Annotated in this window: 16 protein-coding genes; 2 read left to right on the forward strand and 14 right to left on the reverse strand. The window is 68.9% G+C overall.

The genetic code is table 11. The features are described 5' to 3' along the window. Nucleotides 1-43: 43 nt before the first annotated feature. The 13 genes from mgtE to ACE3T8_RS04170 form a co-directional block, all read right to left on the reverse strand. Nucleotides 44-1,405 (reverse strand): magnesium transporter, encoded by a 1,362-nt coding sequence (gene mgtE, locus ACE3T8_RS04110; protein ID WP_374607024.1) that lies wholly within the window; start codon nucleotides 1,403-1,405, stop codon nucleotides 44-46. A 132-nt stretch (nucleotides 1,406-1,537) separates the two neighbouring features. Next, on the reverse strand, nucleotides 1,538-3,259 hold the full coding sequence (ptsP, locus tag ACE3T8_RS04115) for a phosphoenolpyruvate--protein phosphotransferase (RefSeq protein ID WP_374607025.1): 1,722 nt from the start codon (nucleotides 3,257-3,259) through the stop codon (nucleotides 1,538-1,540). Continuing rightward, the gene (locus ACE3T8_RS04120; RefSeq protein ID WP_187552857.1) at nucleotides 3,259-3,528 is read right to left on the reverse strand and encodes an HPr family phosphocarrier protein; all 270 of its coding nucleotides are present in this window, start codon (nucleotides 3,526-3,528) and stop codon (nucleotides 3,259-3,261) included. The genes ptsP and ACE3T8_RS04120 overlap by 1 nt, the downstream gene beginning before the upstream one ends. Before the next feature lie 21 nt (nucleotides 3,529-3,549). Continuing rightward, nucleotides 3,550-3,942, reverse strand: a complete 393-nt coding sequence (locus ACE3T8_RS04125) for a PTS sugar transporter subunit IIA (RefSeq protein ID WP_374607027.1) — start codon at nucleotides 3,940-3,942, stop codon at nucleotides 3,550-3,552. 166 nt (nucleotides 3,943-4,108) lie between these two features. Then, nucleotides 4,109-4,978: an RNase adapter RapZ gene (gene rapZ / locus ACE3T8_RS04130; protein ID WP_374607029.1), complete on the reverse strand. Its 870-nt coding sequence runs from the start codon at nucleotides 4,976-4,978 to the stop codon at nucleotides 4,109-4,111. Then, nucleotides 4,975-5,928, reverse strand: coding sequence for an HPr(Ser) kinase/phosphatase (hprK, locus tag ACE3T8_RS04135; protein WP_374607030.1), 954 nt, complete (start codon nucleotides 5,926-5,928; stop codon nucleotides 4,975-4,977). The genes rapZ and hprK overlap by 4 nt, the downstream gene beginning before the upstream one ends. A gap of 54 nt (nucleotides 5,929-5,982) precedes the next feature. Beyond that, nucleotides 5,983-6,309, reverse strand: coding sequence for a ribosome hibernation-promoting factor, HPF/YfiA family (gene hpf, locus ACE3T8_RS04140; RefSeq protein WP_374607032.1), 327 nt, complete (start codon nucleotides 6,307-6,309; stop codon nucleotides 5,983-5,985). Between the two features lie 65 nt (nucleotides 6,310-6,374). Beyond that, entirely contained in the window at nucleotides 6,375-7,799 is a 1,425-nt protein-coding gene (locus ACE3T8_RS04145) for an RNA polymerase factor sigma-54 (protein ID WP_374607034.1), read from the reverse strand. Between the two features lie 73 nt (nucleotides 7,800-7,872). Beyond that, on the reverse strand, nucleotides 7,873-8,592 hold the full coding sequence (gene lptB, locus ACE3T8_RS04150; RefSeq protein ID WP_374607036.1) for an LPS export ABC transporter ATP-binding protein: 720 nt from the start codon (nucleotides 8,590-8,592) through the stop codon (nucleotides 7,873-7,875). Beyond that, nucleotides 8,592-9,116 (reverse strand): lipopolysaccharide transport periplasmic protein LptA, encoded by a 525-nt coding sequence (gene lptA, locus ACE3T8_RS04155; protein ID WP_374607038.1) that lies wholly within the window; start codon nucleotides 9,114-9,116, stop codon nucleotides 8,592-8,594. The genes lptB and lptA overlap by 1 nt, the downstream gene beginning before the upstream one ends. Then, complete coding sequence (gene lptC, locus ACE3T8_RS04160) at nucleotides 9,100-9,669, reverse strand: LPS export ABC transporter periplasmic protein LptC (protein WP_374607040.1); 570 nt, start codon at nucleotides 9,667-9,669, stop codon at nucleotides 9,100-9,102. Before lptC ends, lptA begins: the two co-directional genes overlap by 17 nt. Next, nucleotides 9,666-10,211 carry a KdsC family phosphatase gene (locus ACE3T8_RS04165; protein ID WP_374607042.1) on the reverse strand — a complete coding sequence of 182 codons (546 nt, stop codon included), beginning with the start codon at nucleotides 10,209-10,211 and terminating at the stop codon, nucleotides 9,666-9,668. The genes lptC and ACE3T8_RS04165 overlap by 4 nt, the downstream gene beginning before the upstream one ends. Beyond that, on the reverse strand, nucleotides 10,211-11,203 hold the full coding sequence (locus ACE3T8_RS04170; protein ID WP_374607043.1) for a KpsF/GutQ family sugar-phosphate isomerase: 993 nt from the start codon (nucleotides 11,201-11,203) through the stop codon (nucleotides 10,211-10,213). The genes ACE3T8_RS04165 and ACE3T8_RS04170 overlap by 1 nt, the downstream gene beginning before the upstream one ends. Before the next feature lie 54 nt (nucleotides 11,204-11,257). Here ACE3T8_RS04170 and ACE3T8_RS04175 point away from each other — a divergent pair, with 54 nt between their 5' ends. Together ACE3T8_RS04175 and murA are read left to right on the forward strand one after the other, a co-directional pair. Continuing rightward, nucleotides 11,258-11,506 carry a BolA family protein gene (locus tag ACE3T8_RS04175; protein WP_374607045.1) on the forward strand — a complete coding sequence of 83 codons (249 nt, stop codon included), beginning with the start codon at nucleotides 11,258-11,260 and terminating at the stop codon, nucleotides 11,504-11,506. Continuing rightward, nucleotides 11,506-12,762 (forward strand): UDP-N-acetylglucosamine 1-carboxyvinyltransferase, encoded by a 1,257-nt coding sequence (murA, locus tag ACE3T8_RS04180; protein ID WP_374607047.1) that lies wholly within the window; start codon nucleotides 11,506-11,508, stop codon nucleotides 12,760-12,762. Before ACE3T8_RS04175 ends, murA begins: the two co-directional genes overlap by 1 nt. A 31-nt stretch (nucleotides 12,763-12,793) precedes the next feature. Here murA and ACE3T8_RS04185 read toward each other — a convergent pair. After that, nucleotides 12,794-12,954 (reverse strand): transposase (locus ACE3T8_RS04185; RefSeq protein WP_374607065.1); only part of this gene is annotated, 161 nt, incomplete at its 5' end.

The raw sequence follows: 12,954 nt of genomic DNA on the forward strand, positions 1-12,954 counted from the left end.
TCACTCCGGGCCGGATCGCGGTCATTAGCGCACCGGTGCCCGATCAGCGCAACAGCACCAGCGTGGCCAGGCCGAGGAAGGTGAAGAAGCCCATGACGTCGGTGACGGTGGTCAGGAAGATGCTGCTGGCCAACGCCGGGTCGTAGCCCGCGCGCTTGAGCATCACCGGCACCATCACCCCGGCGATCGCGGCGAGCACCAGGTTGCAGGTCAGGGCAACGAAGATCACCAGCGACAGGCCGATGCTGTGGAACCACAGCAGCACGATCAACGCGAGGATCGTGCCCAGCACGATGCCGTTGAGCAGGGCGACGCGCGCTTCCTTCCACATCAGCGTGCGGATGTTGGAGGCACCGACCTGGCCCAGCGCCAGGCCGCGCACCATCAGCGCCAACACCTGGGTGCCGGCGTTGCCGCCCATGCCGGCCACGATCGGCATCAGCACCGCCAGCGCGACCAGCTTGTCGATGGTGCCCTCGAACTGGCCGACCACGCTGGCGGCCAGGAACGCCGTTCCCAGATTGATCGACAGCCAGATCAAGCGCCGCTTGGTGGCGCGCAGCACCGGGCTGAACAGGTCTTCGTCCTCGTCCAGGCCGGCGGCGCCCAGTGCCTGGTGCTCGGCCTGCCCGCGGATGATGTCGACCACGTCGTCGATGGTGATCCGGCCGAGCAGGATGTTGTTGTCGTCGACGACCGGCGCGGAGATCCAGTCGTGGTCGGAGAACTGGCGGGCGACTTCGTCCGAAGTTTCGTCGACCCCGATCGCCGGCTGCTCGTCGTCGAGCAACTGGTTGATCGGCGTGCCGGGCTCGTGCGTCAGCAACGCCTGCAACGCGATGCGACCGAGGTACTGGTGGCGCTTGCTGACCACGTAGATGTGGTCGGTGTGCTCGGGCAGTTCGCCGCGCAGGCGCAGGTAGCGCAGCACCACGTCGATGGTGGTGTCGGCGCGCACCGTCACCACGTCGGGGTTCATCAGTCGGCCGGCGCTGTCCTCGTCGTAGGACAGCACCTGTTCCAGGCGCTCGCGGTTCTCGCGGTCCATCGACTTCAGGACTTCGTCGATCACCGTGTCCGGCAGGTCCTCGACCAGGTCGGCGAGGTCGTCGATGTCGAGGTCCTCGACCGCGGCGACCAGTTCGTCCGGGTCCATGTCCGCGATCAGGCTTTCGCGCACTTCCTCGCCGACGTGGACCAGCACCTCGCCATCGTCCTCGGGATCGACCAGGCCCCAGACCACGGTGCGCTTGCCCGGCGGCAGCGACTCCAGCAGGTTGCCGATCTCGGCGGGCGACAGCGTGTTGACCAGCCGCCGCACCGGGCCCAGCCGGCCACTGTCCAGCGCGTCCGAAAGCAGACGCAGCTGGCGCGCGGTCTTGTCGTGGCGAACGGCTTCGGCCATTGCGGCTTCCGGTGGCGAGGTCGCGGCACCAGGCGCGCGACGGGATCAGATGTTCATGGTCCGCGCATTATCGCCCGCGCGGATGACAGCCGGCCAGCACGATTTCGTCGCGATGGATCCGCGGTGCCGCGATCAGTGCGCGCCGTGCGCCTTCAACCATGCCTCGATGCCGGCGCGGTCGCGCGCACGGAACAGGGCCGGGGTGGCGGCACGCAGGGCAGAGAGATCACAGGCGCGCACCGCGCGACGCACTTCCAGCATGGTCGCCGGATGCAGGCTGAGTTCGCCGATGCCAAGCGCGAGCAGCAACGGCGTGAACATCGGGTCGCCGGCGATCTCGCCGCAGACCGCCACCGGCTTGCCGCGCCGGCTGGCGATGCGGACCACGTCGCGCAGCACCCGCAGCACCGCCGGGTGCAGCGGCGAATACAGTTCGCCCAGCGCCTCGTTGGTGCGGTCGGCGGCGAGCAGGTATTGGACCAGGTCATTGGTGCCGATCGACAGGAAATCGCACAGGCCGATGAAATCCGGTAGCGAGATCGCCGCCGACGGCACTTCGATCATCGCCCCGAGCGGCACATGCTCGGCGACCTCGAAGCCTTCGCTGCGCAGTTCGAACAACACGGCATCCAGCGCGCTGCGCACCGTGCGCATTTCCTCGTAACCGCTGACCATCGGCACCAGCGCGCGCAGCGGGCCGTAGCCGGAGGCGCGCGCCATCGCCCGCAATTGCGTGCGCAGCAGTCCCTCGCGGGCCAGCGAGAGGCGCACGCCGCGCAGGCCCAGCGCGGGATTGGGTTCGTCGCGCAGGGCGAGTCCGGTCTTGTCGGCCTTGTCCGCGCCCAGGTCGAGCGTGCGGATGGTGACGGTGCGCCCGGTCATGCCGATCACCGCATCGCGATAGGCACGGAACTGGGTTTCCTCATCGGGCAGTTCGCTGCTGCCCATGAACAGGAATTCGGTGCGGTACAGGCCGACGCCGGCGGCGCCGAGCGCGTGCGACTCGGTCACGTCGTCGCGCGATTCGGCATTCGCCCACAGCTTGATGTCGATGCCGTCGAGGGTGCGGCTGGGTTCGCGGCGCAGGCGGTTGAGTTCGCGGCGCTCGCGCTTGGCCTCGGTGACGCGCTTGTGGTGCGCGCGCAGGTCGGCGGCATTCGGTTCCAGCACCACCAGGCCGGTGGCGCCGTCGATCGCCAGCACGTCGCCGTCGTTGACCTTCAACAACGCATGGGTGGCACCGACCACCAGCGGCAGGTGCAGGCTGCGCGCCAGGATCGCGCTGTGCGAGAGCGGGCTGCCGCCGGCGGTGACCACGCCGACCACGCCCTGCGCCTGCAACTGCGCGAGTTCGGCAGGCGCGATGTTGTCGGTGACCAGGATCTCGCCGGCCACGCCCTGCAGGTCGGCCTCGCGGCGGTGCAGGGCGGCATGCAGGCGGCCGATCACCTGGTCGATGTCGTCGATGCGGCTGCGCAGGTAGGCATCGTCCATGCCTTCGAACACCGCGGCGATGCGGTCGCGCTGCAGGCGCAGGGCGTAGTCGGCCGAGTACAGGCCGGTGCGGATCAGTTCGTCGATGCCCTGCAGCAGTTCCGGGTCGTCGAGCAGCAGCGCATGCAGGTCGACGAACTCGCCGACTTCATGGGCCAGCGCGCCGTGCAGGCGCTGGCGCAGGGTGTGCATCTCGGTGCGGACGATGTCGACGGCTTCGTGGATGCGCGCGAGCTCGGCCTCCACCTCATCGGCTGCGATCCGGGTTTCTTCCACGTCCAGCGCGTGCGGCAGGCGCACGCGTGCCCGTCCGAGTGCGCTGCCGCGTGCCGCGGCATTGCCGGACAGGAGGTGGCGCATCAGCTGTCCTCGTCGAACCGGCGCTCGAACAGCGCGGCCGCGGCATCGGCGGCGGCCTGTTCGTCCTCGCCGTCGACGCGCAGGACCACCGTGCTGCCGGGGCCGGCGGCGAGCAGCATCACCCCCATGATGCTCTTGGCATTGACCTCGCGGCCGCGCGCTTCGAGCGTGGCTTGTGCGCGGAAGGTGGACAGCAGTTGCACCAGCTTGGCAGTGGCGCGGGCATGCAGGCCCAGCCGATTGCTGATGACGAGTTCGCGGCGGATCATCGGGCGCCTCCGTGGCGTGGCTCAGGCGTCGTCATGGATCACTCCGTTGCGGGAACCGGCGGCGGCGACCGCCGGCAGTTCCGAAAGTTCGAGGTCGGCGTAGTTCATCACCCGCAGCAGCATCGGCAGGCTGAGCGCGGACACGCGGCGCACCGGCGTGCCGAGCCGCGACAACCGCGCGGCGAGGTTGCTCGGCGTGGCGCCATACAAGTCGGTCAATACCAGCACGCCATGCCCGCCATCGACGCGTCGCAGCGCGGCGCTCGCTTGCGGGAGCAACGTATCCGGGTCGCCGTCGAAGGGGACTTCGAACGCTTCGCAGGCGAGCGGCAGGTTGCGCAGCAGGCGCGTGGTCACCGCCAGCAGCGCGTTGCCGATGCCTTCGTGGGTGATGAGGAGGATGCCGACGGCCATGGCGGCAAGTTAACAGACGGGGATGACAGCGCGGAAGCGTGATTTCTCGTTTTCGGTCGCACTGTCGGACGTACTGTTGGGGCAACCCCCCGTGGTTGCCCTGCTCGCAGATCGGCAAGCGAAAAGACGGGCAGCCACGGGGGGGGCTGCCGCAACAGGAACGCGATCAATCCAGTTCGCGATGGTGCACGGCCACTTCCGCCCAGCCGGAGTCGCGGCAATGCCGGGCCAGGCGTTCGGCCAGGTAGACCGAGCGATGGCGGCCACCGGTGCAGCCGAAGGCGACGGTCACGTAGCTGCGGGTTTCCGAGCGCAGCTTGGGCAGCCAGGTGTCCAGGAACCCCTGCACCTGGGCGACGTAGGCGATCACGTCCGGGTCGACGTCGAGGTGGTCGGCGACCGCGGCATCGCGACCGGACAGCGGCCGCAGGCGCGCGTCCCAGTGCGGGTTGGGCAGCACCCGCGCGTCGAACACGAAATCGGCCTCGGCCGGCACCCCGCGGCGATAGGCGAATGACTCGAACAGCAGCGACAGACCGGTGCCGCTGAGACCGTACTCGGTGAGGATGTGGCGGCGCATCTGGTGGACGTTGAGCTCGCTGGTGTCGAGCACGTGGTCGGCGATCTGGCGCAGCGGCTTGAGCGCCTGCCGCTCCAGCGAGATCGCATCTGCCAGCACCAGGCCGAGGTGGCTGAGCGGATGCCGGCGGCGGGTGTCCGCATAGCGCCGCAGCAGGACTTCGTCGCGGGTGTCGAAGAACAGCAGCCGGGTGTCCATGCCCAGCGCGCCGATCTGCGACAGCGCCTCGGGCACGTCGGAAAGATCGCCCAGGCTGCGTGCATCGATGCCCACCGCGATCCGGTCGGGTGTCGACTGGCCTGCCTGCAGGCGGCGCACGAACTCGGGCAACAGGTCCGCGGGCAGGTTGTCGACGCAGTAGTAGCCCAGGTCCTCGAATGTCTTCAGCGCCACCGACTTGCCGGAGCCGGACATGCCGCTGACGATGACCAGCGGCGTGCTTGCAGTCGCGGTCATTGCGAGCGTTCCAGGAAATGACTGTGGCGGGCCATGAACGCCGCAGCCGGATCCACGCCCTTGCTGCGCAGGATGTGCATGCGGGTGGCGGCCTCGGTGAGCACGGCGAGGTTGCGGCCGGCCATGACCGGCAGGGTGATCATCGGCACGTCGAGGTCGAGCACGCGACGGGTGCCGAGGTCGCCGGTGAGCCGTTCCATCCCGGTGGGGCTGGGCTCCAGCGACGGCCGGCTGAGATGCACGATCAGGCGCAGATACTTGTTCCGCTTGACCGCGGTGTCGCCGAACATCTGGCGGATGTTGAGCACGCCCAGCCCGCGCAGTTCCAGCATGTCCTGCAACAGGTCGGGGCAGGTGCCGTCGAGCACGTCGGGGGCGATCTGGGTGAATTCCGGGGCATCGTCGGCGACCAGTCGGTGGCCGCGGGTGACCAGTTCCAGCGCCAGTTCGCTCTTGCCGGACCCGGATTCGCCGGTGACCAGCACGCCGATCGAATAGATCTCCAGGAACACGCCGTGCAGGGTGACCCGCGGCGCCAGCGTGCGGGCGAGGACGTACTGCAGGTGGTTGAGCAGTTCATGGCCGCGGCGCGGCGAGACCCACAACGGGGTCTCGGATTCCTCCGCGGCGATCCGCAGGTCCTCGGGGCAGGTCTGGCCCTTGCTGATCACCAGCGCCAGCGGCCGGTAGTCCATGATCTTCTGGATGGTTTCCCAGCGTTGGCGGGCGTCCAGCCCGTCCAGCCAGGACAGTTCCTCGGTGCCGAGGATCTGCACCCGGTTCGGATAGATCGCGTTGAGGTAGCCGGCGAGCGACGGACGCCGGGCGACGGTTTCCACCGCCTCCAGCACCCGCCGCGCGCCGTCCTTCTGGCCCGCCAGCCAGCGCAGTTCCAACCGGTCCTGCTGTTTCTCGAAGAGTTCGGCGGCGGTGATGCGCGCGGCGTTCACCATGGCATCCCCGCCCGCCGGCGGGCCTGTTCCCCCTGCTTCATCGCGGCGCGCTCAGCCCAGCGCGTCGCTGTGGGCGATGCTCTCGCCGCGATGGTGGTCGACCATCTTTTCCTTCTGCTTCAACAGCAGGCGATCCAGCTTGTCCGCCAGCAGGTCGATGGCGGCGTACATGTCCACGCCGTTGGCATCCGCGTGCAGGCTGCGGCCGGGCAGGGTGACGGTGGCTTCGGCGCGATGCTCCGGCTTGTCCAGGCCCAACTGGACGCGGATCTGGCACGGGTGCTCGAAGTGCCGACCGAGCCGGACGAACCGGTTCTCCACGTAGTCGCGCAGCGCCGGGGTGACATCGATCTGCTGGCCGTGGGTTTCGATCTGCATCTGGACCTCCTTGCTCGTGTGGAGCCGACGGCACCGATGCCGCCGGCGGGAGCGGCGCAGCGGCGTCAGCCGATGCGCACGCGTTCGTGCGAGGCCGGGATGTGCAGGGCCTCTCGATATTTCGCCACGGTGCGCCGGGCCACCGGCACCCCGTCCGCCTTCAACGTATCGGCGAGGCGGGCATCCGACAAGGGCTTGCGCGGGTCTTCCGCGGCCACCAGCTTGCGGATCATGTCCTGGATCGCGGTGCTGGACGCGCTGCCGCCGCCTTCGGTCTCGATGCCGGAGGCGAAGAAGTCGCGCAGCGGGATCGTCCCGCGCGGGGTGCGCACGTACTTGCGCGCGATCGCCCGCGACACCGTGGATTCGTGCAGGCCGAGTTCGGCGGCGATGCTGCGCAAGGTCAGCGGATGCAACGCCTGTTCGCCGAATTCCAGGAACGCGGCCTGCTCGCGGACCAGGCAGCGCACCACCCGCAGCAGCGTGTCCGCGCGCGATTCCAGTCCCTTCAGCAGCCAGCGCGCTTCCTGCAGGCGGCCGCGCAGGTAATCGGCATCGCTGTTGCTGGCGTGGCGGATCATCTGTTCATAGCCATGCTGGATCGCCACCCGCGGCATTGCCCCTGACGCCAGTGCGACCCGCCACAGGCCCTGCTGGCGCCAGATCACGCAATCCGGGGTGACGTAGGTGCCGGCCGGCAATTCGCCGTGCTGCGAACCCGGGCGCGGATCCAGGCTGCGCAGCAGTTGCACCGCGGCTTCCGCCTCGCCGCGTTCGCAGCGCAGCTCATGGCAGACCCCGTCGATGCCGATCTTCGGCAGGCGCTGCAGCGGGCCGGCGGTGACCAGCATGGCCACGTCGCGTCCGGGCGTGTCCGCGGGCAGCGCACGCAGTTGCAGGCGCAGGCATTCGCCGAGGTCGCGCGCGCCCACCCCGACCGGATCGAATTGCTGGATCCGGTGCAGCACGTGCAGGACTTCGTCCAGGCCGGCGTCGATGTCCGGCTGCAGGCTGCGCGCGAGCTCTTCCAGGTCTTCGCGCAGGTAACCGTCGTCGTCGATCGCGTCGACCAGGGCGATGCCGATGCTGGTGTCGCGCTGGCTGAAATGGCCGAGGTGCAACTGCCAGAGCAGGTGGTCGCGCAGGCTCTCGGCGACGGCGGGATGTTCCATCTCGTCGTTGCCGTCGCGGTCGGACGAGGGGCCGATGCGTTCCTGCCACGGTTCCGCGTCGCGGTCCCAGTGGTCTTCGGGTTCGGTGGCGGCGAGGGTGATGGTTTCGAGCGGCGCATCGGCATCGCGCGCCTCGTGCGCTTCGCCCGGCGTCGCTTCGCCGTCTTCCGCCCAGTCCAGCAGCGGATTGCTGGCCACGGCTTCGGCCACTTCCGCTTCGAGTTCGACGGTGGACAGCTGCAGCAGGCGGATCGCCTGGCGCAGTTGCGGCGTCAGGACCAGATGCTGCTGCAGCGCGGGGGAGAGGCGCGGCTTCATCGTCCCCAGCATATCGCCAGATGCGGGTAAAAAACCGTTAGCGATGCGTGCACGCGCCGGCGCATCGACGCGATCAGAGGCGGAAGGCGTCGCCCAGGTAGACGCGGCGCACGTCGGTGTTCGCCAGCAGCTCGGCCGGGGTGCCCTGGGCCAGCACCCCGCCATCGGCGAGGATGTAGGCGCGATCGCAGATGCCCAGCGTCTCGCGCACGTTGTGGTCGGTGATCAGCACGCCGATGCCGCGTTCCTTGAGGTGGCGGACGATGCGCTGGATCTCGTGGACCGAGATCGGGTCGACGCCGGCGAAGGGTTCGTCGAGCAGGATCATGCGCGGCTTGCCGGCCAGCGCGCGGGCAATCTCCACCCGTCGGCGCTCGCCGCCCGACAGGCTGGCGCCGGCCTGGTCGGCGACGTGGTTGATCTGCAGCTCGTCGAGCAGGGCGGACAGTTCGGTTTCGCGGGCGTCGTCGTCCAGGTCGGGGCGCAATTCCAGCACCAGGCGGATGTTGTCGGCCACGCTGAGCTTGCGGAACACCGATGGTTCCTGCGGCAGGTAGCCCACGCCGAGCTGCGCGCGCGCGTACATCGGCCGGTCGGTGATGTCGGTGCCGTCCAGCACGATGCGGCCGGCGTCGGCCGGGACCAGGCCCACGATCATGTAGAAGCAGGTGGTCTTGCCGGCGCCATTGGGACCGAGCAGGCCGACCACTTCGCCGGCCTTGAGGGTCAGGCCGAAGTCCCGCACGACCTCGCGCGAGCGGTAGCGCTTGCGCAGCCCCTCGGCAACCAGCATCAGCCTTCCGCCTTGGCCGGCGCGCCCTGCGCGCTCTTCGGCAGGATGCGCATCTTGACCCGGCCGTTGCCGCTGCCGCCGCTTTCGACCTGGCCGGACTTCATGTTGTAGACCACGCGCTCGCCGTTGAGGGTGCCGCGTTGCTGGGTGATCGCCACGTTGCCGGTGAACACCACGGTTTCGCTGCGCAGGTCGTAGTCCACGGCGGACGACTTCGAATCGAAATCGGTGCCGTCGTCGAGCTGCTGGCTGAGGGTGACCCCGCCGCTCATCTGCACCCGGCTCATGTCGCCATTGACCTGCTGGATCACCGCCTTGGCCGCCCGGATCCGCAGGGTGCCCTGGGTCATGGTCACGTCGGTGTAGGTGCAACTGTCGTTGGCGCCCAGGCCGCAGACCTGGTGGGCGGCCTCGATGTCCATGGGCTTGTTGCGGTCGGAGGTGCGCGCATCGGCGGCACCGATGGCGAGGGCAAGGACCGCGGTGGACAGCAGCGTGGCGGTGGACTTAGCGCTGGGGGACATAACGGGTGCGCACCTGCGACAGGAGGGAGATTTGCTGGCGGTCGAAGTCCGCCTGCATGCCATGGCCATTCATTGTAAGGCCCGGGCGGGTGATCGCGACCGCGGTGGACGAGGTCGCCCGGTTCTCGCCGGGGAACAGGTTGAGCTGTTCGGTCTGGATGCGGGTGGCCGGCGGCGCGTCGGCCGGGCTGGTGGCCAGCACATCGCCTCGCAGTTGCAACTGGCTGCCGTCCGCAGGCACCACGCCGTACTTGGCGTTGATCCGCCAGTAGCGGTTCTCGCGGTCCGGCACCAGGAACACCGGCGTGGCCAGTTCCATGGTCTTGTCGGCCGGGTCGCGTTGCAGCACCGGGCCGCGCAGGGTGAAGGACTCCTGGCCCTGCTTGTCCAGCGAGGTGATCTCGAAGTCGCGCAGCACGTAGTCCGGGCGGGTCTTGAGCACGCCGTCATCGACCGGCCGCGACTGCCGCCACACCGACCAGCCGCTGGCGATCGCGGCCAGCAGGAGGGCGATGGTCAGGCCTGTGCGCCAGCTGACCGGGCCGTGGTTCACGGATGCTCCCCGTGGGCCAGGATGCCCTCGACGTGGTCCTGCGCATGCAGCAGCAGGTCGCAGGCGTCGCGGCCCGCGCCTTCGCCGCCGCGACGCGGGGTGACCCAGTGCGCGACCGGCAGCACCCAGTGATGCGCATTGGCCGGTGCGATCGCCAGGCCCACGTTGCGCATCGTCGCCAGGTCCGGCAGGTCGTCGCCGACGAAGGCCACCTGGTCCATGCCGATGCCCATGCCCGCCGCGATCCGCTGCATGCAGGCCAGCTTGCTGCGCTCGTGGGTGTGGATGTGCTTCACCTGCAGTTCGCGGCCGCGGCGTTCCACCACTTCGCTGATCCGCGCGGTGACCAGGGCGGTCTCGATGCCGGCATGGCGGAGCAGGGTGAAGCCCAGTCCGTCCAGCACCTGGAAGGATTTGGCCTCGTGGCCATCGGTGCCGTAGAACAGGCGACCGTCGGTCAGGGTGCCGTCGACATCGAAGCCGATCAGCCTGATCTTCGCCGCGCGTTCGAGGACGTCGGTGGGGTAGGCAGGCATCGTCATCACACCACCCGCGCGCGCAGCAGGTCGTGGATGTTCAGCGCGCCGACGACCCGGCGCTCGCCGTCGACGACGAGCAGGGCATTGATCTTGTGGGTTTCCATGAGTTGCGCGGCCTCCACCGCCAGGGCATCGGCGTCGATGGTGCGCGGTGCGCGGGTCATCACCGCTTCGATGCGGGTGCCGCGCAGGTCGACGTGTTCGTCGTCCAGGCTGCGGCGCAGGTCGCCGTCGGTGTACAGGCCCAGCAGGCGGTCGTCGGCATCCACGACGGCGGTCATGCCCAGCCGCTTGCGGCTCATCTCGACCAGCGCCTCGCTGACGCTGGCATCGGGACCGACCTTCGGAACATCGTCGCCGGCGTGCATGACGTCGGTGATGTGCAGCAACAGGCGCCGGCCGAGTGCGCCGGCAGGATGCGAGCGGGCGAAGTCGTCGGCGGTGAAGCCGCGCGCTTCCAGCAGGGCAACCGCGAGCGCATCACCCATCGCCAGCGAGGCGGTGGTGCTGGAGGTCGGTGCCAGCGCCAAAGGGCAGGCCTCGGCGGGCACGCTGACGTCCAGGTGGATGTCGCCTTCGCGGGCCAGCGTCGATGCCGGTCGGCCCGTCATTGCGATCACCGTGTTGCCCTGCCGCTTCAGCGCCGGCAGCAGCAGCAGCACTTCGTCGCTTTCGCCGGAATACGAGAGCGCCAGGACGATGTCGGCGTCGGTGACCATGCCCAGGTCGCCGTGGGCGGCTTCGCCGGGATGCACGTAGAACGCGGGCGTGCCGGTCGAGGCCAGGGTGGCCGCGATCTTGCGCGCCACGTGGCCGGACTTGCCCATGCCGCAGCAGACGACCCGGCCGCGGCTGGCCAGGATCGCCTTGCAGGCCGCGGAGAACGCGTCGTCGATGCGGTCCGCGACGGCCGCCAGGCCCTCGGCCTCGACCGCGAACACGCGACGCCCGCTGGCGGCGAAATCGAAGTCATTGGCTGGGGCGGGCTGGGGCACTAGGGATTCCGCTAAACTCGGTCGTTCAGTTTACTTGAGCCCACCGCATACGCCATGAACGCCGACAGCATCCGCCAGATGATCGAAACAGGCTTTGAAAAAGCTGGCCTGCCCGGCGCCCGTGCCGACGTCCAGGGCGAAGACGGCGTCCACTTCGAGGCGACCGTGGTGAGCGAGGCCTTCGCCGGCAAGCTGCCGCTGGCCCGCCACCGCATGGTCTACGCCACCCTGGGCGAGAAGATGGGCGGCGAGATCCACGCGCTGCAGTTGCGCACCATCACCCCGGCAGAGGCGGCCGCCTGATGCAGAAGATCGTGGTCACCAGCGGTGCCCGCCTGGCGGGTGAAGTCCGCATTTCCGGCGCCAAGAACGCGGTGCTGCCGATCCTCTGCGCCACCCTGCTGGCCGACGCGCCCGTGCGCATCACCAACGTGCCGCGCCTGCACGACGTGTTCACCACCGCCAAGCTGCTCGCCGGCCTGGGCGCGGGCATCGTCCACCAGGGCGACGCGATGACCGTCGACCCCCGCAGCGTCAATAGCCACATCGCGCCCTATGAGCTGGTCAAGACCATGCGTGCCTCGGTGCTGGTGCTGGGCCCGCTGCTGGCGAAGTTCGGCGATGCCGAAGTGTCGCTGCCCGGCGGCTGCGCCATCGGCTCGCGCCCGGTCGACCTGCACATCAAGGGCCTGCAGGCCCTGGGCGCGGAGATCAGCGTCGACCACGGCTTCATCAAGGCGCGCAGCAACGGGCGTTTGAAAGGCGCGCGGCACGTGTTCGAACTGGTCAGCGTGGGCGCGACCGAGAATGTGCTGATGGCGGCGGCGCTGGCCGAGGGCACCACCGTGCTGGAAAACGCGGCGATGGAGCCGGAGATCGTCGACCTGGCCGACTGCCTGATCGCGATGGGCGCCAGGATCGAGGGTGCGGGTACCTCGCGCATCGTGATCGAAGGCGTGGAGGCGTTGCACGGCTGCGAACACGCCGTGATCGCCGACCGCATCGAGACCGGCACCTTCCTGGTCGCCGCGGCGATGACCGGTGGCCGCGTCACCACGACCCATGCGCGTCCGGACACGCTCGATGCCGTGCTCGACAAGCTGCGCGAGGCCGGCGCGGACATCGCCATCGACGGCGATCGCATCACCCTGGACATGCAGGGCAGGCGGCCGCGTGCCGTCAATCTCACGACCGCGCCGCATCCCGCATTTCCCACCGACATGCAGGCGCAATTCATGGCGCTGGACTGCGTGGCGGACGGCGTGGGCGTGATCAACGAGACGATCTTCGAGAATCGTTTCATGCACGTGAACGAGTTGGTGCGCCTGGGCGCGGACATCCGCGTGGACGGGCATACCGCGGTGGTGCGCGGCAGCGATGCGTTGAGCGGTGCGCCGGTGATGGCCACCGACCTGCGTGCGTCGGCATCGCTGATCCTCGCCGGTCTGGTGGCGGATGGCGATACCGTCATCGACCGCATCTACCACCTCGATCGCGGCTACGAGAACATCGAGGCCAAGTTGTCGGCGCTGGGCGCGAGCATCCGCCGCATCGATTGATTGCCGGGAACATGCGCAAAAAAAAGGTTCATCACGGATTACCGGGGAAGGCGGCTTTGATCTTGAGGAAGAAGTACTCGCTGTCGCGGTAGCCGTAGGCCATGCGCTTGATCACCTTGATCTTGTTGTTGATGCCTTCCAGTTGCCCGGTATGCATCGGCCAGCGTACCCGGCTGACGATGCCGCGCCAGT

Source organism: Thermomonas sp. (assembly GCF_041919455.1).
Taxonomy (GTDB): Bacteria; Pseudomonadota; Gammaproteobacteria; order Xanthomonadales; family Xanthomonadaceae; genus Thermomonas.

What these genes read in the sequence shown, in the direction of transcription:
- mgtE (WP_374607024.1), bottom strand. Translation starts at nt 1,405, where the DNA reads ATGGCCGAAGCCGTTCGCCACGACAAGACCGCGCGCCAGCTGCGTCTG.
- ptsP (WP_374607025.1), bottom strand. Translation starts at nt 3,259, where the DNA reads ATGCGCCACCTCCTGTCCGGCAATGCCGCGGCACGCGGCAGCGCACTC.
- ACE3T8_RS04120 (WP_187552857.1), bottom strand. Translation starts at nt 3,528, where the DNA reads ATGATCCGCCGCGAACTCGTCATCAGCAATCGGCTGGGCCTGCATGCC.
- ACE3T8_RS04125 (WP_374607027.1), bottom strand. Translation starts at nt 3,942, where the DNA reads ATGGCCGTCGGCATCCTCCTCATCACCCACGAAGGCATCGGCAACGCG.
- rapZ (WP_374607029.1), bottom strand. Translation starts at nt 4,978, where the DNA reads ATGACCGCGACTGCAAGCACGCCGCTGGTCATCGTCAGCGGCATGTCC.
- hpf (WP_374607032.1), bottom strand. Translation starts at nt 6,309, where the DNA reads ATGCAGATCGAAACCCACGGCCAGCAGATCGATGTCACCCCGGCGCTG.
- ACE3T8_RS04145 (WP_374607034.1), bottom strand. Translation starts at nt 7,799, where the DNA reads ATGAAGCCGCGCCTCTCCCCCGCGCTGCAGCAGCATCTGGTCCTGACG.
- lptB (WP_374607036.1), bottom strand. Translation starts at nt 8,592, where the DNA reads ATGCTGGTTGCCGAGGGGCTGCGCAAGCGCTACCGCTCGCGCGAGGTC.
- lptA (WP_374607038.1), bottom strand. Translation starts at nt 9,116, where the DNA reads ATGTCCCCCAGCGCTAAGTCCACCGCCACGCTGCTGTCCACCGCGGTC.
- ACE3T8_RS04165 (WP_374607042.1), bottom strand. Translation starts at nt 10,211, where the DNA reads ATGACGATGCCTGCCTACCCCACCGACGTCCTCGAACGCGCGGCGAAG.
- ACE3T8_RS04175 (WP_374607045.1), top strand. Translation starts at nt 11,258, where the DNA reads ATGAACGCCGACAGCATCCGCCAGATGATCGAAACAGGCTTTGAAAAA.
- murA (WP_374607047.1), top strand. Translation starts at nt 11,506, where the DNA reads ATGCAGAAGATCGTGGTCACCAGCGGTGCCCGCCTGGCGGGTGAAGTC.